12 protein-coding genes are annotated in these 19648 nt (G+C 61.9%); 3 read left to right on the top strand and 9 right to left on the bottom strand.

Annotation, left to right across the window (positions count from 1 at the left end; all coding sequences use genetic code 11):
- Positions 1-48: 48 nt before the first annotated feature.
- The 6 genes from BN1117_RS18160 to BN1117_RS18135 all read right to left on the bottom strand — a co-directional run bounded on the left by BN1117_RS18160 (position 49) and on the right by BN1117_RS18135 (position 9547).
- Positions 49-930, bottom strand: coding sequence for a hypothetical protein (locus BN1117_RS18160; RefSeq protein ID WP_040099675.1), 882 nt, complete (start codon positions 928-930; stop codon positions 49-51).
- Entirely contained in the window at positions 927-4916 is a 3990-nt protein-coding gene (locus BN1117_RS18155) for a non-ribosomal peptide synthetase (RefSeq protein WP_040099673.1), read from the bottom strand. Before BN1117_RS18155 ends, BN1117_RS18160 begins: the two co-directional genes overlap by 4 nt.
- A 125-nt stretch (positions 4917-5041) precedes the next feature.
- On the bottom strand, positions 5042-5809 hold the full coding sequence (dhbA, locus tag BN1117_RS18150; protein WP_040099672.1) for a 2,3-dihydro-2,3-dihydroxybenzoate dehydrogenase: 768 nt from the start codon (positions 5807-5809) through the stop codon (positions 5042-5044).
- Positions 5806-6753, bottom strand: a complete 948-nt coding sequence (locus BN1117_RS18145; protein WP_040099670.1) for an isochorismatase family protein — start codon at positions 6751-6753, stop codon at positions 5806-5808. Before BN1117_RS18145 ends, dhbA begins: the two co-directional genes overlap by 4 nt.
- The gene (locus tag BN1117_RS18140; protein ID WP_040099668.1) at positions 6750-8402 is read right to left on the bottom strand and encodes a (2,3-dihydroxybenzoyl)adenylate synthase; all 1653 of its coding nucleotides are present in this window, start codon (positions 8400-8402) and stop codon (positions 6750-6752) included. Before BN1117_RS18140 ends, BN1117_RS18145 begins: the two co-directional genes overlap by 4 nt.
- Positions 8399-9547 (bottom strand): isochorismate synthase, encoded by a 1149-nt coding sequence (locus BN1117_RS18135; protein WP_040099666.1) that lies wholly within the window; start codon positions 9545-9547, stop codon positions 8399-8401. Before BN1117_RS18135 ends, BN1117_RS18140 begins: the two co-directional genes overlap by 4 nt.
- A gap of 265 nt (positions 9548-9812) precedes the next feature.
- On the opposite strand from BN1117_RS18135, the gene BN1117_RS18130 reads away from it, so the two are divergent.
- Entirely contained in the window at positions 9813-11765 is a 1953-nt protein-coding gene (locus BN1117_RS18130) for a TonB-dependent receptor domain-containing protein (RefSeq protein ID WP_040099665.1), read from the top strand.
- 126 nt (positions 11766-11891) lie between these two features.
- Entirely contained in the window at positions 11892-12956 is a 1065-nt protein-coding gene (locus tag BN1117_RS18125; RefSeq protein WP_040099663.1) for a 3-deoxy-7-phosphoheptulonate synthase, read from the top strand.
- A gap of 77 nt (positions 12957-13033) precedes the next feature.
- On the opposite strand, the gene BN1117_RS18120 is transcribed toward BN1117_RS18125, so the two are convergent.
- The 3 genes from BN1117_RS18120 to BN1117_RS18110 form a co-directional block, all read right to left on the bottom strand.
- Positions 13034-14032 (bottom strand): LacI family DNA-binding transcriptional regulator, encoded by a 999-nt coding sequence (locus tag BN1117_RS18120; RefSeq protein WP_040099661.1) that lies wholly within the window; start codon positions 14030-14032, stop codon positions 13034-13036.
- 177 nt (positions 14033-14209) lie between these two features.
- On the bottom strand, positions 14210-16111 hold the full coding sequence (locus tag BN1117_RS18115; RefSeq protein ID WP_040099659.1) for a transglycosylase SLT domain-containing protein: 1902 nt from the start codon (positions 16109-16111) through the stop codon (positions 14210-14212).
- Positions 16112-16210: 99 nt separating this feature from the next.
- Positions 16211-18715 carry a putative bifunctional diguanylate cyclase/phosphodiesterase gene (locus tag BN1117_RS18110; protein ID WP_040099658.1) on the bottom strand — a complete coding sequence of 835 codons (2505 nt, stop codon included), beginning with the start codon at positions 18713-18715 and terminating at the stop codon, positions 16211-16213.
- 367 nt (positions 18716-19082) lie between these two features.
- Between BN1117_RS18110 and hpf the strand changes: the two genes are divergently transcribed.
- Positions 19083-19421 carry a ribosome hibernation-promoting factor, HPF/YfiA family gene (gene hpf, locus BN1117_RS18105; protein WP_005334257.1) on the top strand — a complete coding sequence of 113 codons (339 nt, stop codon included), beginning with the start codon at positions 19083-19085 and terminating at the stop codon, positions 19419-19421.
- The last annotated feature ends 227 nt before the right edge of the window (positions 19422-19648 follow it).

Here is a 19648-nt window from a genome sequence, read left to right as displayed (position 1 = left end):
TTACTTCAGTTAATTGTTACTTCTGCCAGGGGTGACTCCAACCAACAGTTACGCCAGCCAGTTTTGCAGTTGATGGGCCATGCCAGCTGGCAGCAAGTGAGCGCGGCTTAGCAAGCGGCTGCGCCAGGGTTCTGCCAGCAAGGTGGGGCAAATTCGCATCTCCCGTCCCCGGTCAGCCACGCGCACCAGCCTGTCGATGAGGGTCTCCAGCGGCGGATGCGCGGGCCAGTGAGGGTAGAGATCGGCGGTCGCAATCCCGGCCAGATCGCACACCCGCTCCTCTTCCCCGTCTCCCTTCCCAGCAACCATTGGCCAAGGGTGAAGCACCTGCAGCCAGCCCGGCCGAGCTGCCTCCAGCAACTGACCCAGGGTCGTCTGCGCAAAATGGGGATCCCCTGCGGCTTTGAGCAGATGACGCGCCCCCGCCAGCACCACCACGCCGTGGGCGGGAAGTGCAAGAAAAAGTGCAAGAAGATAGTCGGCCAGCCCCTGATCCCGTCCTCTGTTGTGTTGCTGCCAGCGCTCCGGGCTCATCGCCTGCCACTCGAATGAGGGCTCGCAGAGATGCACCCGCAGCCGCATATGTTCAGGGCGCGCCAGATTGCTCTGGCGCAGGGCGGCAAAGAGGGCCGGAAACTCGGGGGCCATCCAGGCGGGAAAGGCGCAGGAGTCGAGCCAGACCGGATAGAGCCGCGCCAGCGTCAGCGGCTCACCCTGCCAGCTCTCCTGCCCCGTCAGCCAGGCATCGAGCAAGCCCTGATGGCGGCGGTTGCCGCACTCCAGCACCAGATCGGTCATGACTCCCCAGAGCGCCGGATCACAGAGCCAGGCGTGCTGGCGCCGGATAAAATCCGGGTGCCAATGCGGCTCCCCCAGCCCCACCAGCTTGCCCGCCTGCAAGGCTTCCCGGATGGCGGCAACCGGGGTCATACGTCCCCCTCCTGCCGGATGTACGGTTGTTGCCCAACCCCATAGACCCGCTCACAAAGAAGGGCGCCTATCTTCGCCAACCAGTCGGGATGCACCATCTCCTGATGCAGACAGGGGAAGCGCTCATAGCGGATGTCCCCTTTTGTCAGCGGCTCCCAGCCACGTCCATCCAGCCAGGGCTGGCGAGAGGCTGACGCCTCGATAAAGATCACCTCCCCGTGGTAGCAGTAGTCGACCGGCTGGCGGATCAGTCGGTTGTTGTGGCCAACCAGCTCAATCATGGCGCTCACAACCTGCTCGTCGAGCATGGCCAGCGCACTCCCCTCTGTCCCCAGTCGGGCCACTACCTCGTCGCGAGTGAGGGAGTCGAGCGCCTCGTCCGCAACCGCAATGCCCCCCATCCGCAGCAACGCATCGAGCATCCGCTGCTCATCGGGCAACGGCTGGGTCTGCCACTGCTGACAGGGGTAGGCGTCAAGCAGCAGCACCATGGCCACCTCCTGTCCCTGCTCCTGCAACATGGCGGCCATCCGGTGAACCAGCATGCCCCCGAGGGACCAGCCGAGCAGCCAGTAGGGCCCCTCGCTCTGCTGACGACGTAGCTCGGTCACATAATCGAGGGCCAACTCGTCAAAGCTGGCGGGCAGCGGTGCATCCGGCTGACAGAGCGCCCGCGCCTGCAGGGCATAGACCGCCATGTCGGTCGGCAGATGGGGCACCAGCGGCGCATAACACCAGCCGAGCCCCCCGGCGGGATGGACGCAAAAGAGGGTGGGGCCCGATGTACCCGCCTGCGCACCATACGCCCGCAGGGGCAACAGCATGGGCATTGCCTCCCGCTCGCCACCAAGACGGCGCGCCAGCAGGGCGGGGCTCGGCGCTTCGAACAGACTGGCCAAAGTGAGCGCCTGTCCGGTCGACTCTTCAATGCGCACCACCAACTGCGCCGCCAGCAGGGAGTGGCCACCGAGGGCAAAGAAGTTATCGTCTGCGCCGACTCGCGCCAGCCCCAGTATCTCGGCGAAGAGGCGACAGAGCCGCTCCTCCAGCAGGGTTTTCGGCAGTGACTGACCGACCGCCGACGCCATATCAGGCAGCGGCAACCCCTTGCGATCCAGCTTGCCATTGGGGGTAAGCGGCAGTTCGGCCAGGTTTACCAGGAGCCCCGGCACCATGTAGTCGGGCAAGGCAGCGCCAAGGACGGGTGCCAGCTCGGCCAGCGTCAACTCGCTGCTATCTGCAGCCACCACGTAGGCCACCAGACGGCGATCGCCGGGGGCAAATTCGGAGGCCAGCACCACCGCCTGCGCCACCCGGGGATGGCGCAGCAGCACCTGTTCGATCTCCTCCAGCTCGATGCGCTGGCCACGGATCTTCACCTGAAAATCGAGTCGTCCCAGATACTCGATGGCGCCATCCTCGCGCCAGGCGGCCAGATCGCCGCTGCGATAGAGCCGCCCCGCCCCGAAGGGGTTGGCAATAAAGCGCTCGGCGGTGAGCTCGGGCTGGCCAAAATATCCCTCTGCTACCTGCACACCGCCGATCCAGAGCTCGCCTGCCACACCGGGGGGCACCGGCTGCAACCAGGGGTCGAGAATGTGGATGAAGGTATTCCAGACCGGATAGCCGATGGGCACGCTGGTCACCGCCTCGTCTGCCCGGCAGGGATACCAGGTGACATCCACCGCCGCCTCGGTCGGGCCATAGAGGTTGTGCAGGGGGGCTGAAAATGTCCCATACCAGCGCTGCACCAGATCCGCGGGCAGCGCCTCGCCGGAGCAAAATACCTGCCGCAGGGCGCGGCAACGGGCAGGCTCGGCTTGTGCAACGAAGATCTGCAGCATGGAGGGGACAAAGTGCAAGGTGGTGATCCCGGCCTGCTCAATCAGCTCGGCAAGGTAGGCGGGATCCTTGTGGCCGCCCGGTTTGGCGAGCACCAGCCGCGCCCCTGTCATAAAGGGCCAGAAAAACTCCCAGATGGAGACATCGAAACCGGCCGGGGTCTTTTGCAGCACCCGATCAGCCGGGCCGATGGGATACATATGCTGCATCCAGAACAGCCGGTTGACGATGGCGCCATGGCTCACCACCACCCCTTTGGGCCGACCGGTCGAGCCGGAGGTGTAGATGATGTAGGCCGCATCTTCCGGCTTGGGGGCTGGCAGCTCACAAGGTGCTGTCATTGCCAACTCTACCGCCGCCAGTTGCTCTGCCACAGCGGGGGCATCGAGGCAGACAAGTGGCGCCGCCACGTCGAGCGGCATCCGCAAGGTGCGACTGGTCAACACCAGCGCAGGATCGCTGCTGGCGAGAATGTAGCCGATCCGCTCCGCCGGATAGTCCGGATCAACGGGCACGTAGACCGCTCCCACCGCCATGATGGCCTGCTGGGCGAGAATAAGCTCGGGAGCGCGCGGGATCACCACCGCCACCCGGCAACCGGGGCCCACGCCCCTCCCCGCCAGATAGCTGGCCAACTGACGGGTACGCTGGCGCAGCTCGGCAACACGCCAGCGCTCGGCGCCACACTCCAGCGCGATGGCGCTCTGATCTGCCGCCGCCAGCCCCTCGGCCAGCAGTGCGCTCAGGGTGGTGGTCGGCAACGGATGGTCGGTCTGGTTCCAGCGCGCCAGCTCAGCCTGCTCGCAGGGCAGCAGCAGCGGCAAGTGCACCGCCAGGGCCTCATCATCCGCCTCACTCCAGGCGGCCAGATAGGCCAGCAGCCGGGCCAGATGACGTTCACTCTCCTGTTGGCTGAAGCGCCCCTGACGGGTTTCGAGGGTCAGGGTCATCGCGCCTGCCTCCTCGGCAAAGTAGAAAGCGCACTCCTCCACCGGCCCTGCCGCCAGCACCTGCACCTCGCCACGAACCTGGTTGTATCCTTCACCAACGCTGAGGGTGCGGGCAAAGGGCATCAAATTGACCTGAGGGCCAAACAGCGGCTGGCCCGGCTGACGCTGCTGCAGCCACTCCTGACGGCAGCCCTGATGGCGGCGCAGGGCGGCAAATTGCCGCTCGACCTGTACCAGCAACTCTCCCACCCGGCTGGTGCCGCTTAGCTCGATGCGCAGGGGCACCACATTGACCTTCATGCAGGGGGTATCGGCCGCCGCTGAGCCCAGCCGCCCCATCAGCGGAATACCCAGCACCACCTCGCCAGCGCCGCTCATCCGCTGCACATAGCTGGCCACCGCCGCCAGCAGCAGGCTATAGGGGTGACAGGCCGAGCGACTCGCCCGCTCTACCAGTGCCTGCCACTGGCGGCCAGCCAGCCGCTGCTCAAGACGATATGTGGGGCCCGGCCCTTGCGCCGGACGGCGGGAGAGCGACGCAGGGCTCTCCCCCCCGGCCAGCTGCTGCACGAAGAAATCGCGATCCCGCGCGGCGCGCGGCGAATCCTGATAGGCCGCCTCCTCGGCCAGCAGCTCTTGCTGGGTCGCATAGCGGCAGGATGCTGGCTGCTCGCCGACGCAGAGCGCCTCATACCAGCTCGCCACCCGCTGGCAGAGCAGGCTCAGGCCAAAGCCGTCGATGGCGATATGGTGCACGGCGATAAACCAGGCCCACCGCCCCTCGCCAAGGCGATAGAGGGTGGTGGCAAACAGCGGCCCCCCGGCCAGATTGAAGGGGACGGCCAGCTGCGCACGCATCTCGACCTGCGCGGCGGCGAGCGGGTCAGCTTCGCTGCGCAGATCCCGCTCGCTCAGCTGCCAGCAGGCGGGGTTGGCCACCATCTGCGGGCCATCGGCAGTGGCAACAAAAGCGCAGTGCAGACCGGGGATCTCGTCGATGGTCTGGCGCACCGCACGGGTGAAGTGATGGGGTGCCAGCGCCCCCTCCAGCAGCCAGTACTCGCCGGTATTGCAGGCGGGGCTCTGCGGGTATTTTTGCTGGGCAAACCAGATGCCCGCCTGAGCGATGGTAAGTGGCCAGCGCGGGTGCTCACCACGCTGGTGGGTGGCGCGCATCGCCATTGTCTGTTCCATGGGAATGTCCTTGCGCAAACATCGAGCGGGCAGCGGCTTGCTCCTGCCCGCATGGCTGAAAAGCGAGGAGGCCTGGCCTCCTCCATAAAGAGAGTGTCACGCCTGCCAGATCGGCAGCGCGCGGGCTAAACCCCCAGGGTGGCACCGCCATCGACCACCAGATCCTGCAGGGTGATATGGCTGGCCGCATCGGAGGCGAGAAACAGCACGCAGGCAGCCACCTCGTCGGGGGTCCCAAGTTTGCCAAGGGGGATCCCCAGCTTGAACTGCCCGGGCAGACCCGCGATGGTGCGCTGCTCTCCCTCCCGCTGCTCAGCCTCCCCCTCCTGCCACATGCCGTACAGCATCGGGGTTCGGGTCGAGCCCGGCGACACCAGATTGCAGCGCACGCCGTAGGGAGCAAGCTCCAACCCCGCCGTTTGGGTGAGGCTGGTCAGCGCCGCCTTGGAGGCGCCATAGATGCCCATCCCCACTCGCGGCACCCGACCGGCATTGGAGGAGACATTGACGATGGCGCCCCTGCGCCGTCCCTGAAACCAGGGGGTCAGGGCCCGCATCAGGTAGAAGGGGGCGAATGTGTTGATGGCGAAGGTGTGCTGCAAGAGGGCGTCATCCACCTCATCGATCCTGCCGGTTGCCAGTACGCCCGCGACATTGACCAGCACATCGGGCCCCAGCCCCTCGTCGAGCAGCTGTTCGCAGCAGCGGGTCACGGCCTCGCTGTCGCTGACATCGATCACCACTCCCTTCACGTTGCCGGGCAGTGCCTCGGCCAGTTGCAGATCGAACGCCACCACGCTGGCCCCCGCCTCGGCAAAGGTGCGTGCCACCGCATGGCCAATTCCCTGCGCCGCGCCGGTCACCCAGATGGTTCTGCCTTGCCACTCGCTCATGGGGTGCACTCCGGTTCGCTGACGTGCACTTCGTTGGCCGGATAAGCCGTGTCCTGACTGACATTGGGCTGGCTGACGTGAAGCTGACGGGAGAGGAGCACCCACCAGTGAGCCAGGGTCGGCGTGCGGGCCAGCTCGGCCAGCTCCACCACCAGTCCCTGCTGACGCCACTCCTCCACCAGCCCCATCACCGCCAGCGAATCGAGACCGTAGTCGAGCAGGTTGTCATCCTCGGTGGGCTGCTCCTGCTGCATCTCGGCGGGCAGCCGCGCCAACACCAGATCACGCAGTGACTCTCGAGTCAGGGGGCGTTTGCTGGCCGCCATCACCTCGGCCACGGTAATCACCCGACCGGCATTGCGGCTGACGTAGGAGAGCGCCAGCAGATGATCTTCGCGGGAGAAGTCGGCGATGGCATCAGCCACCAGGAAGGGGCGAATATCGCGCATAAAGGCATCGACCGCCGTCTGCATCACCCCGATATGGCCGTAGATGCCGCAGATCACCAGCTGATCCCGCCCCCATTGGGCCATCAGCTCGGCCAGTGGTGAACGGCAAAAAGCGCTGTAGCGCCACTTGGTCAGCACCGTATCCTGCGGCTCGGGGGCCAGCGCCGGAACGATTGGTTGACGCTCCGGCGCCCGGGTCAATCCGGGCCCCCACATGTCGTTGAGCAGCGCCCGATCGGCCTGGCTCTGCTCGGCGGGCTGGGCGGTATAGACCACCGGCATGCCAAGAGCTCGCGCCTGACGGATCAGGGTGGCGATATGGTCGATGACCCGATTGATCAGCGGATTGTCCGGCCCATAGAAGTCGACGAAATAGTGCTGCATATCGTGGACCAGCAAGGCGGCGCGGCCCGGTTCGAAGGGCCAGTTCACCCGCCCGCTGGGCAGCTCCTCAGCGGTGGGCAGCGGGTAGGCAGCGAGGGATTGAATGGTCATGCACACTCCTTGGCGAGCTTCTCGCGCAGCGTCTGTTTGTCTATCTTGCCGACCGGGGTGTGGGGCAGTTGCTCCACCAGCACCAGGCGATCGGGCAGTTTGTAATCTGCTACCCCCTGCTCGCGCAGGAAACGGCGCAAACGGGGCAGATTGAGGGGCTCGCGGCACATCAAAAAGGCGCAGCTGCGCTCCCCGAGCATGGGATCGGGCATGGCGACCAGCGCCGCCTGCCGTACCTCCGGGTGGGTCAGCAACAGCTCTTCAATTTCGAGGGCGTCGATCTTCTCCCCGCCCCGGTTGATCTGATCCTTGTTGCGTCCCACCACCATCAGATGGCCGCCGGGCAAGCGGCAGACCAGATCGCCGGTGCAGTAGAAACCGTCCCGGTCGAAGGCGCGCTGATTGTGGGCATCGGCCTTGAAGTAGCCGCGAAAGGTGTAGGGGCCACGCGTCCAGAGCTCGCCGCACTCGCCATCTGGCAAGGGGCGTCCGTCGCTATCCCGCACCTCGACCTCGTCGCCCGGGCTCATCGGGCGGCCCTGGGTATTGACGATGTGCCACTGGTCATCCTCGGTGCGGGTGTAGTTGACCAGCCCCTCGGCCATGCCAAACACCTGCTGCAAGCGGCAACCAAGGCGGCTCGCTACCGACTCGGCATGAGCCGGGCTGAGGCGCGCACCGCCCACCTGCACACACTCCAGAGAGGTCTGTGGATAGTGGCTGGCCGCCTCCAGCCAGAGCGCCAGGGCCGGTGGCACCAGCGCCGCCCAGTTGATCTGATGGCGCTGCACCAGCGGCAGACAGGTTGCTGCAGAGGGATCCTTTGCCAGCACCACGCAGCCACCGGCATAAAACACTCCGAGTGCGCCGGGGGAGCTCAGGGGAAAGTTGTGGGGCGCCGGCAGGGCGCAGAGATAGATCACTCGCTCATCCCAACCGCACACCGCCACGCTCTGACGCACGCTGTAGCCATAGTCGTCGTGGGTACGGGGGATCAGTTTGGGGGTGCCGGTGCTGCCGCCGGAGAGCTGGAAAAAGGCCACCTGATCGGCTGGAGTCGGTGTAGGGGTTGGCGCAGTGGCCGCCAGCGGCGAACCATCAGCACGGGCTATGGGGTCAGGCTGACACCATGCAAATCCTGACTGAAGATCGGAGCCTTCTACCTGCTCGAACAGCAATGTCTGGCAGGAGGGAGATATCAGCTCATCAAGGGCCACGAGGCTCCCCGCTTCACCGGCAAAGCCGGGATGGGAGGGGCTGAGTACCAGCAAGGCGGGCTCAATCTGGCGGGCAAAGGCCACCAGCTCGCGCCGCTGATGGTTGTAGAGGGCATGCACCGCCACCACGCCGCAGCGGATCAGGGCAAACCAGCAGATATAGAACTCGGCACAATTGGGCAACTGCACCAGCGCGGTATCACCATGGCCCAGCCCGCGCGCGGCCAGCCGCGCCGCCAACGCATCGACCTCACGCTTTAACTGGCCATAACTGAGGGTGCGCTCGCCGCAGATCAGGGCCGTGCGCTCGGGATATCGTTCGGCGGAGTCATCGAGCAGGGCGGTGAGCGGTTGCCCGCGCCACCACCCTTGCGCCCGGTAGTGGGTCGCCAGCTCGGCAGGCCAGGGGGTAAAGGGCACCAGCGGCTTCATGCGGTTACCTCCGGCTCACGGCTCTCGAGGCCAAACGCCCGCAGCATGGTGCCGAGCTTGGCGGCGGTCTCCTGCCACTCCGCTTCCGGCGAAGAGCCCATCACCACCCCGGCGCCGGCATAGAGCCGCAGCTGCTTGCCAGCCAGCACACCACAGCGGATGGTGACCACCCACTCGCCATTGCCATCGGCATCCATCCAGCCGACGGCGCCGCAGTAGAAGCGGCGATCGTACCCCTCAAGCCGGGCGATGGCCTGACGCGCAGCCGAGAGCGGTGTGCCGCACACCGCTGGCGTCGGGTGCAACGCCAGCGCCAGAGCCAGTACGGGAGAGGGCTCATGGAGCCGCCCGGCGATGCGGCTCGAGAGGTGCCACATGGTAGGGGTCGCGATCACCTGCGGCTCCAGAGGGACATCCAGCTCGCGGCAGAAGGGAGCGAGGGCCTCAGCGACCGCATCGGCCACCAGCGCATGTTCATAACGGTCCTTCTGGGCCCCCAACAGTTCGGCACTGGCCGCAGCTTGATCAGGAAAAGCGTGGCGCGGACGGGAGCCCGCCAGCGGATTGCTCACCACCGCCATCTCGCTGCGCGATACCAGCAGCTCGGGGCTCGCACCAAGCAGGGTCTCCCCCTCCGGCAGCGGGATCTGGAACACATAGGCCCCCGGATTCTGGGCCAGCAGAGAGCCATAGGCGTGTGCAGGGGAGGTCTGCTCAGCACTCTGCACATCGATGGCGCGCGACAGCACCACCTTCTCAAGCTGACCCTCGCTGAACTGCTGCAGCGCTGCCCGCACTGCCCCCTGATACTGGGCGACGCTGGTCACTTCGCTCACCTCGCCATGGAGCTGGCAACAGCGGGCGGGCAACAGCGCATCCCTTGCGATCCACTGCGATTGCGCCGGGATCACCAGATGCCAGGGAGATTGGGTATCAAACGGGATGGCGCCGATGGCAATGGGATTGACCATCCCCTGCTGGCGCAACTGACGCAGATGGGCGAGCAGCTTCTCCGCTGGGATGCCGGTAAAACTGTCGTGGATGCCGGAAGCGACCAGTACCCTGTCACCGCTGGCAAAACAGCACACGTTATCCAACCCGACCGCTGTGGCGGGCCACTCTCCTTCCAGTGCATGGTCACACATGACGGTGCTACTCCTTGGAATGAATCACTGCCTGACACGACTTAAGGTGAGTCATTTGACTCACCAGATATCAGGGTGAGCGGCATCCTAACAAGGAGTAAAAAACCGATCAATGCAAATGAGAATTAATTTCATTAACTTCTTTTTAGTCAAAAGAGGGTGACGAACGAAACTGGCATTGTCGATAAAAAAGAGTTGCGATCGAAGCGGATTCAACTTGATAATGATAATGCTTATCATTTGAATGTTATGGAAGATGTAAATAATGAAATCCTCAACCTCCCGTTTTATTGCTCCCAGCCTGCTGGCCACCACCATCGTCACCCTGCTGAGCCAGCAAGCGATCGCCGCCAACAATGCACCTCAAGCCGATGAGGTGATCACCGTCACCACCACGGCGCACAATACCCGCTCGGCACCGGCCTCCATCTCTGTCATCACCGCAGAACAGATCGCCGCCGCACCGGTCAATGATCTTGCCGATCTGCTGCGCCACGAAGTAGGCATTCAGGCAGAAGCTAACACCAATGGTCGCAGCGAAATCGGTATTCGCGGCATGTCCGGCAAGTACACACTAGTGCTGGTGGATGGCAAACGCCTCTCCTCCTCCAATGCCCTGTGGCGCGGCGGCAACTTCGACAACACCCCGGTGCCCCTTGGCATGATCCAGCGGGTCGAAGTGATCCGTGGCCCCATGTCGGCACTTTACGGCTCCGATGCCATCGGGGGTGTCATCAACATCATCACCAAGCAGCCGGGCAAAACCTGGCAAGGGGCGGCCGATGCCGACTTCAAGGCCATCGAGGGCAAGGATGGCGGCGATCAGCACAGAACCAATCTGGGCTTTACCGGTCCGCTGACCGACAACCTGCTGATCCGGATGAACGGCGAGGTGTATGACCGTCAAGCCTGGACCCCCACCGAAGCAGCCAACGGCATCCCCCTTATTGAAGCCAAGCAGACCCGCAACTTCGCCTCGACCCTGAGCTGGCTGGTGGATGAGCAGCAGCGCTTCGAGCTGGATTACCTCTACAACCAGGATGAGCGACCCCTCGATATCTTCCGCAAAACCGGCAACAAGGTGTACAGTCGCCAGCAGCAAAACGATCGCAACCTGTTTGGTCTGACCCACAAGGGGAACTGGAGCTGGGGTGACACCACCGTCATGGCCAACTACGAGACCTCCCAGATCGACGACTTCAACACCAGCTACTCAGCCCCGCAGCAGCGGGAGCTGGAAGAGAACACCTTGACTCTCAAGGGCTATACCAACCTGGCGCTGGCCAACCACTATCTGACCCTGGGTGGTGAATATCTGGATCGGGAGCTGGTGGATGCGGTGAGCTACAAGGATATCGGCGGTAAGGAGAGTCACTCTCAGGAGGCGCTGTTCGCTCAGGATGAAATTGGCCTGACCGACAGCCTGACCCTGACTCTGGGCGGCCGTTACGATCACCACGAGATCTACGGCAGCCACTTCACCCCGCGCGGCTATCTGGTCTATGAGCTCAGCGAGGTAGTAACTGTCAAGGGCGGTGTCAGCCAGGCCTTCAAGGCGCCGGCACCACACCAGTACTCCAACGGCTACAGCATCGAGAGCTGCGGCGGCAGCTGCCGCATCTATGGCAGCGACAAGGTCAAACCCGAGACCAGCACCAACTACGAGCTGGGTGTCATCGCAGGCGAAGGGATCTGGGAAACCAGCGCCACCCTGTTCTACTCAGATATCGATGACATGCTCACCTTCAAGCCGCTGCCTAACTCCACTGACCGCACCTGGTACAACCTGGAGAAGGCCACCACCAAAGGGTTGGAACTGACTGGCAAGCTTGATCTGACCGACGATATCAACCTCGGCGCCAACTACACCTACCTCAAGGCCGAAGGCGATCAGGGTCAGGCCCTGCCCGAGCGACCGGAGCACAAGGCCAACGCCAAGCTCACCTGGCAGGCCACCGAGCGGGTCAATGCCTTTGTCGGCACCACCTACACCGGCACTCAATTTGCCGAGCAGACCGTCAACAAGGTTGTCGTGCAGCACAAGCTGCCCAGCTATCAGACCTTCGATCTCGGCACCGGCTTCAAGGTCACCGAGAATTTCGACCTGCGACTGGGGATCAACAACCTGACCGACGTGCGCCTGCAAGAGAAAGATACCCTCTTCCAGAACGTCGAACCGGGTCGCAGCTACTACGTCAGCGGCTCAGCCCGCTTCTAAGGTAGCCAAGACCGATATAACAGAGTGCGGGCCCATGCCCGCGCTCTGTTAACCAAGAGAATAAGGGGAAGATCCCCACTGGACAGCAAAGAGCATGCAGATTTCCATTTGTCATCAGGATCGCTCATGTTCACCTCACTTCTGAATGCTTCACCCCTTGCCACCCTGCCCACCCCTGACGAGATGTTAAAGGACAGACCCTGTCCGGCACGGCTCACTCGCCAGATCGCACGCAGCCGACAGCAAGCCCGCCATATTCTGCAGGGCGAGGATGATCGCCTGCTGCTGGTGATCGGCCCCTGCTCCATTCACGATCCGGCAGCCGCCCGCGACTATGGTGGCCGACTGGCTGAACTGCAGGGCCAATACGGGGAGCAGCTGCAACTGGTGATGCGCACCTACTTCGAAAAGCCGCGCACGACGCTCGGCTGGAAAGGATTTATCTTCGACCCGGGTCTGGACGGCAGCGATCAACTGGAAAAGGGACTATCCCAAGCCCGGGAGTTACTGCTGGCCCTTGGACAGGAAGGGCTCGCCTGTGCCACCGAATTTCTCGATCTCACCAGCATGCTCTATCTGGGGGATCTCATCAGCTGGGGTGCCATCGGCGCCCGCACCACCGAATCCCAGCTCCACCGCCAGCTGGCCTCCGCCCTCCCCTGCCCCATCGGTTTTAAAAACGGTACCGACGGCAACGTCCGGATCGCAGTGGAGGCGATCCTCGCCAGCCGAGCGGCTCACCTCTATACCCAGCCTTCCGGGGATGGTCAGCTGGCACTGGTGCGCAGTCATGGCAACCCCGACTGCCACCTGATCCTGCGCGGTGGCCGCCAACCCAATTACCAGAACAGTGCAGTTGCCGCAGCGGGCGAATTGCTGCGTCAGCATCACCTGTCACCCCGGCTGATGATCGATTGCAGCCACGGCAACAGCCAGAAACAACATGCCCGCCAGCTGCTGGTTGCCCGTGACATTGCCGACCAGCTGGGTGCTGGTAGCCACGCCATCGCCGCCATCATGGTGGAAAGTTTTATCTGTGAAGGGCGTCAGGAGATAAGCCGCAAACCGCTGCGCTACGGCCAGTCGATCACCGATAGTTGCATCGGCTGGGAACAGACAAGGGTGCTGCTCGATATGGTGGCAGAAGGGGTAGAGGCGCGCCGCCAACAGCGGATCGCCCTGGCGGGGTAAATGGAAGACTCGTCAGATCACGCAGAAAACAGTGTGGCCCCGATGGGGCCACCTTGTTGTTCACGGTTTGACGCACGTCAGGCGACTGACTCACGCTCCACCAGCTGGGCTTCAAACTTGAGCGCCAGGCCATCCACCGGCTTGTGATCGAGCAGACGCAGCGCCAGCTCGGCAGCACGACTGCCCATCTCTTCGATGGGGTAGCGCACTGTGGTGAGCTTGGGATAGATGTAGCGGGCGTAGGGGATATCGTCAAACCCCACCACCGACACCTGCTGCGGGATCTTGTACCCCCGCTCCAGCAGGCACGAAATCGCCCCCGCCACCATGCCGTCGTTGAAACCGAGCACGGCAGTGAACTCGACGCCACGGGCCAGCAGTTCACTCATCGCCACATAGCCGCCATTTTCGTCGGCAAAGGCGCGGCTGACGAGAGCAGGATCAAAGGCGATCCCGGCTCTGGCCAGGGTCTGGGTGTAACCGGCCATCCGCTGCTGACCATCGACAAACTCCTCATCATCGGAGGTGATAAAGGCGATGTTGCGATGACCGGCATCCAGCAAGTGCTGGCACGCGGTGGTGATCCCCGCCTGGTTATCGAGCCAGACGCAGCGATCTTCGGCACCCGGCACCTGACGGTTGATGAAAACGATGGGGGTAGAGCCTGCCGCCAGCTCGCTCAGCTCCTCATCCGGGAGCGCCTTGCTATGGAGGATCAGCGCATCGCACTGACGCTGCAGCAGCGCCTGAATGGCATGACGCTCGCGGGCGATATCGTGGTTGCCAGACATGACGATGGTGAACTTGTTGGCCTGATCGACCATGGTCTCGATGCCACGCATCATCTGGGCAAAGAAGGGGCCGCCGCAGAGGTCGCCAACCAGCACGCCAATGCAGTTGGAACGCTTGCTGACCAGAGCCTGGGCAAAACTGTTGGGTCGAAAATTCAGTTCCTTCATGGCCGCCAGTACGGCCTCACGCTTTTCCGGTGCTACCTGTGCCGTGTTGTTGATAACCCGCGACACGGTGGAGATAGACACATTTGCCAGCTGAGAAACGTCTTTAATCGTTGCCACTATCCATTCCTTTATTGTGGGGAAACCTGTCGGTGCCGACGCCCGAGTATATCCTGCCCCCTGATGTAATTCCCGGAGCCAGGTCACCGGTCATGTTTCCATTGGTAACAAAACCTTACCAGATGATACCCGGTGGCAGGGAGATGTGAAAACAGGGGCCGACTGGCGGCCCCCGACTCAATAGGCGTGATTGAGTTCCCGCTCTGACATGAAGCGCAGCGGCTGCTGCAGTTTGTGCTGATAGATGAGATCGAACGACAACACGTTCTGTACGTAGTTGCGTGTCTCCCGGTAAGGGATACTTTCAACCCACACATCCATCGGCTTGTTGATACTCTGCTCGCGCCACCGTTTGACTCTGCCCGGCCCGGCATTATAGGCCGCTGCCGCCAGGATCCGGTTACCGTCATAGACATCCAGCAAGCGCTTGAGATAGGCGCTTCCAAGGCGAACATTCATCGTCGGATCAAAGAGTTGCTGCTCGTTCCGATAAGGAACTCCAAGCTTGCCAGCGGTCTCTTTGGCGGTAGCCGGCATCAGTTGCATCAAGCCGCGCGCCCCCACTGGCGACTGGGCTCGTGCAGAGAAGGCGCTCTCCTGGCGGGAGATGGCATAGAGCAGGCTCATATTGACTGCTCGCTCTTGCGCCATCTGGCTGAACGTCTGTCGGTAGGGTTTGGGAAAGCGCAACTCGATGGCATCCCACGCTTCGGCGCGAATGCTGGCAAGGATCGCCAGTTCATGCCACCCCTGATTCAGCGCAATATGACCAAACTCGATGCGTTGCTCCACCGGGTTGCGATCCATGTTGTGGATCCACTCCGCACGGGCCGCCGCCATCTCGTTCATCGACAGCAACTCGCGCACCCGCAGCAGGAAAGGCCAGCGCTGGCTGGCAGTTCGCCAGTCCGGCACATGCTTGACTGGCTGCGCTTTAATACGATAAGGCACACCGGTACGCTGGGCCGCCATAAACCCGTAGAAGCCACGCAAGTTGGCGGTCTCCAGATAGAGATCGTGAGCCGGTTTTTGCTGCCCCTGCACCTCAAGAGCACGCGCCATCCAGTAGCGCCAACGATCCTCTTTCTGACGGGCCATCGGCATCATTTTTACCCAGCCGGAGAGGCCAGGCCAATCCTGCTCCCAGATGGCCAGTCGTGCCCGCAGCTCGGTGATATCCGGGTCCGCCAGCTTTTTCACCGTGCTGTCGACCCAGTTGCGCTGGGCAACCGAGCGATCCAGCAGCAGACGGCGAGCTATCGCCCGCTCAACCGGCTTGACATCGGCCTCGGTCAAACCAAAGCGGCTGCGAAACGTGGCCAACTGACGCAGCACCGACTCAGGCTGCTGATTGGCGTAGCGGGTTAAGCCCAAGGAGAGCAGTTTGCGGGAATAGGGGGTGCTGCTGAAGTAGGCTGGATTCATCGCCCTCGCCGGTTGCTCGAACAGGGTCACCATCTGATCACCATAACGCTGCAAGCCGCTGCCGAGGGTCGCGCCAAGATGGCGGATCAAATTGGGGTTTTCCGCCTCGAAGGCCAGCGTCATGCGCTGCCAGATCTTCTCCTGGGTACGCTGACCGGATGCCTGCCACAGCTGAAACAGCGGGGAGCAGGCATCTGGTCGTGATTGGCCACTCATCCAGAGCTCATCAGCCCCCTGCAACGCCTCTTTTGGCTTGCCGGTGTAATAGAGCGCCTGATAGTGCATGCAGAGCAGATCGGTAGAGCTCGGCTTGGCCGGATAGAAGCGCAAAAACTGTGACCACTGCTGGCTCTGGGCCAGATAAGTCAGATAGCTGCGCTCCAGCCGGTTGGATTGGGGGGTATCTCCATGCTGGCGGATAAAGCGGGTCACATCGTTGTAATCCGCCGCCCCCGGACGAAAGGCGAGCTGATAGTAATCGAGGTAAGGGAGCAGGGGGTAATGGGTCAACCGGGCACGAATTTGCTGGAAACGGGCCTGATCATTGGCCCGTACTGCCTCATGTGCCTGACGGTAAAGCGTCTGATCCGCAGTCTGCGCCATCAGGGTCGGCACGAATAGCGCCGACAAAACAATTCCCCATACAGTTTTCACTGAACATCTCCATTGAGGGCAATACACCGCCCACTAGCGGTAGGTCTACTGCTTCTCATTCTACCCGTTGCCGGGCAGCGCGACAGTGGGGAGAAGAGACTATTTTTCTACCTCGCTCAGTTGCACTTCGCGCACTTGTTCCGGTCTGCTCAGCCGTTGTACATATTTCTCCAGATAGGGCACCGGCAGCGGTTTGGAGGCAAGATAGCCCTGATAGAAACTGCACCCCTGCGCCTTGAGAAACTCCAGTTGCTGGCGGGACTCCACCCCCTCCGCCGTGACATTGAAGCCCATATGGCGGGCCATGGCGATCACCGCCTCAACGATGGCCATGTTGTCGCCATCTTTCGGAATGTCCTGAATGAAGGAGCGGTCGATCTTGAGTTCATCGGCAGGCAGTCGCTTGAGGTAGCTCAAGGAGGAGTAACCGGCGCCAAAATCGTCGATGGCAAAGCTGATGCCGAGCGCCTTGAGCTCGGTCATCTTGCTAATGGTATCCTCGGCATGACCCAGCACCACGGACTCGGTGATCTCCAGATTGAGACAGGCTGGATCCATGCCGGTTTGCGCCAGCACATCGTGGATCCGTTCGACAAAATCGGTGGCATGAAACTGCTTGGCGCTGACGTTGACCGAGATCTGCGGAATGTGGATGCCGTTCTCCTCCCACAGTACATACTGGGCACACGCCTCGTGCAGCACCCAGTTACCGATGTCGACAATCAGATCCGTCTCCTCGGCGATGGGAATAAACTCCGCCGGTGAGACCAGCAAGCGACCCGCAGGCTGCCAGCGGATCAGCGCTTCGACACCAATGATATCGCCACCATCAACCATATGTTGAGGCTGATAATAGAGGGTCAACTCTTGCTGACTGAGGGCATTGCGCAGTTCGTTGTGAATGAGCAGACGACGATCCGCCTGCTGCTGCATCGAGGCGTCGAAGAAGCGGCGGGTCTTGCGGCCAGCGGATTTGGCCTGATACATGGCTGTATCCGCCTGCTTGAGCAGATCATCAACCCCCTGCTCCCGATCCGGAAACAGGGTGATGCCGACGCTGGCACCGATGTGCAGCACCTGTCCTCCATAAGAATAAGGAGCGGCAATCTCGGTGATAAGACGCTCGGCAATGATGTCGGCCTGCATCTCCGCCTGGGGCGGGCTGGCCGAGAGCGATGGCAGCAGCAACACAAACTCGTCGCCTCCGAGGCGCGCCAGACAATCCCCTTGCCGCACCAGCCGTTTGAGACGGGTGGCAACCTCTTTGAGCAGCCAGTCACCGGTGGCGTGGCCGAGGGAGTCGTTGATGGTCTTGAAGTGATCAAGATCGATAAAGAGCAGCGCGCCAATCAGGCCGTCGCGGGTCGCCTCGTTGAAGCTCAGAGCCAGGGTCTCGTGGAGCTGGCGGCGATTGGGCAAGCCGGTCAGCTCGTCGTAATAGGCAAGCGCCTGAATGCGTCGCTCGGCAGCCTTGCGCTCGGAGATATCCTCAAAACAGATGACAAAGTGGCTGATCACCCCGGTTTCATCCTGTACCGGCGTCACTATCTCCCACTGGGGATAGGTGCGGCCATCGGCGTGACGACGCAGGGTCTCCCCCTGCCAGCGGCTGAGGGTGTTGAGCTCGTAACCCAACCCCCCGTGATTGGGCCAGAGACCCTCTTCCAGATGCAGGCCCAGTACCGACTGGCTGTCAAAACCGGTGATCTGGCTAAAGGCATTATTGACCCGCAGGATCTTGAACCCCGGATCGGTGATGATGATCCCTTCGTGGGTCTCGAATGCAACGGCAGAGAGGCGCATCTGGGCATCGGATTGCAGCCGCTCCAGCTCGGCCACCATCCTTACCGAGAAGGTATTGAACACCGAGGTGAGGTTGCTGGTATCTGCCGGGGCCGAATAGAGCAGCGCCAGATGGCCGAGCAACTGACCTCTGGCATCAAACAGCGGCTGACCATAATAAGTCTGCCCGGCCGCCAGCCAGGATTGATACTCCTGCGACTCGTCGATCACCTCGAAACAGATGGCCCCTTGCTTGTAGAGCTCCTGACAGGGGGTGCCTGCCAGCGGGTAATCCTTCTGCGCCAGCCCGTCGGCGGCCAGCACTCTGACCCGATCTACACCGCACAACTCACCCACCCAGACCGCATCCACCTTGAGGATATGAGCCAGCTGGCTGACCAGGGTATTGAAGAAATCGAGCCCGGTGCGGGCAGAGAGCGCCTGTGCCAGCTGGGTGAGCAGGGTGGTTTGCAACAAGGGCAACGAGATATTGAGGGAGGAGAGCGCACTATTGGCGCTATCGAGAGGTGCCAGCCAGCCACAGCAGATCCGCTGGGTGGGCACAAACTGGCCGCTCCAGAGCACATGGTTGAGCTGCCCCTGATCATCTCTCAGATGACCGATGAACTGCTCTGGCAGCTGTGATTCATGAAGCCGGACAAGAAAATCGGCAAAGCCTGCCTCATCTTCCGGTAACAGGCGAGCGGCCCAGGGGTGATTGCCCTCTCCTTGCCACTGCTGGTAAGCCCCCTGATCAGAGAGGCTCCACTGACCCTGTTGCCGATCGAAAAACCACATGACTTGCGTGGCTTGCTGCTTCATTTACCACTCCAACACAACAACCGACCACGTTTGATGTCCCTTCGGGTATAGCAAGGCCCCAGCATCCGCTCATGAGATCAGAGATTGCGAGGTAAGAGTACAAACATGCGATATCAAGCAGTGGAAACCGGACATGAGGTCGACACGAAGTGCTGCCAAGAAGGGACAGAAACGATCCTATTCCCGTCATACTGCCTGCCAGTTTCATGGAGCTCAAGCTGTTTTTGGCACGAAACCGTAAAAGATCACAATTTATAAACTGCTGAATAGCCAAGGAGCACATATGTGACACAGATCACATTCCAATCTTTACCAATGGGTAATCTGAGGGTGAAGACACAAGCAAGACGACCCGAAGGGGGCCAATATGAAAATCGAAATTACCAGCAAAATCATCGACATCACCCCGGCTATCCGCGAGCGCATCGAATCCCGTTTTGAAAAGCTCGAACGTCTTCAGGTGCCTCTCATCACACCCCATGTGATTGTTTCCAAAGAGCGTCTGATGTTCACCGTCGAAGCCAGTGCTGGCATCCCCAACGGCAAACTGTTTGCCCAGGCAGAGCATGAGGATCTCTACGCCGCCATCAACGAACTGGGGCAAAAACTGGAGCGCCAACTCAACCGTCATACCGAGAAGCCGATTGCCCGTCGTGCCAACGCAGCGCTCAAAGAGCAGCCGCAGCCGGATGAAGCTGACGCTTGATAGCATGCTGCAAGGTTAGCAATTATAAAGAACACAAAGGCGGGGTAACCCGCCTCAGATTGCTGAAGAACCCCCCACTTTTTCAAAGAGGGGGGTTCTTTTTTCGCTCGGCTCCATGGGGCTGCTCACTGGCTGACAAGTCGGCCTATCGGCCATCTTCGCCATGAAAAAGGCATCAAAGACCATGCTATCGCCCTAACAAGACCATCTGCCGGGGAATTCGGCGG

Source organism: Aeromonas australiensis, assembly GCF_000819725.1.
GTDB classification, from domain to species: Bacteria; Pseudomonadota; Gammaproteobacteria; order Enterobacterales; family Aeromonadaceae; genus Aeromonas; species Aeromonas australiensis.
The sequence above is the reverse complement of the archived record's forward strand: the minus strand, read 5'-3'. Positions and strand labels throughout refer to the sequence as shown.

Bases quoted from the DNA above. Each gene is read 5' to 3' on its own strand.
- BN1117_RS18160 (WP_040099675.1), bottom strand. From the start codon at position 930: ATGACCCCGGTTGCCGCCATCCGGGAAGCCTTGCAGGCGGGCAAGCTG.
- BN1117_RS18155 (WP_040099673.1), bottom strand. From the start codon at position 4,916: ATGGAACAGACAATGGCGATGCGCGCCACCCACCAGCGTGGTGAGCAC.
- dhbA (WP_040099672.1), bottom strand. From the start codon at position 5,809: ATGAGCGAGTGGCAAGGCAGAACCATCTGGGTGACCGGCGCGGCGCAG.
- BN1117_RS18145 (WP_040099670.1), bottom strand. From the start codon at position 6,753: ATGACCATTCAATCCCTCGCTGCCTACCCGCTGCCCACCGCTGAGGAG.
- BN1117_RS18140 (WP_040099668.1), bottom strand. From the start codon at position 8,402: ATGAAGCCGCTGGTGCCCTTTACCCCCTGGCCTGCCGAGCTGGCGACC.
- BN1117_RS18135 (WP_040099666.1), bottom strand. From the start codon at position 9,547: ATGTGTGACCATGCACTGGAAGGAGAGTGGCCCGCCACAGCGGTCGGG.
- BN1117_RS18130 (WP_040099665.1), top strand. From the start codon at position 9,813: ATGAAATCCTCAACCTCCCGTTTTATTGCTCCCAGCCTGCTGGCCACC.
- BN1117_RS18125 (WP_040099663.1), top strand. From the start codon at position 11,892: ATGTTCACCTCACTTCTGAATGCTTCACCCCTTGCCACCCTGCCCACC.
- BN1117_RS18110 (WP_040099658.1), bottom strand. From the start codon at position 18,715: ATGAAGCAGCAAGCCACGCAAGTCATGTGGTTTTTCGATCGGCAACAG.
- hpf (WP_005334257.1), top strand. From the start codon at position 19,083: ATGAAAATCGAAATTACCAGCAAAATCATCGACATCACCCCGGCTATC.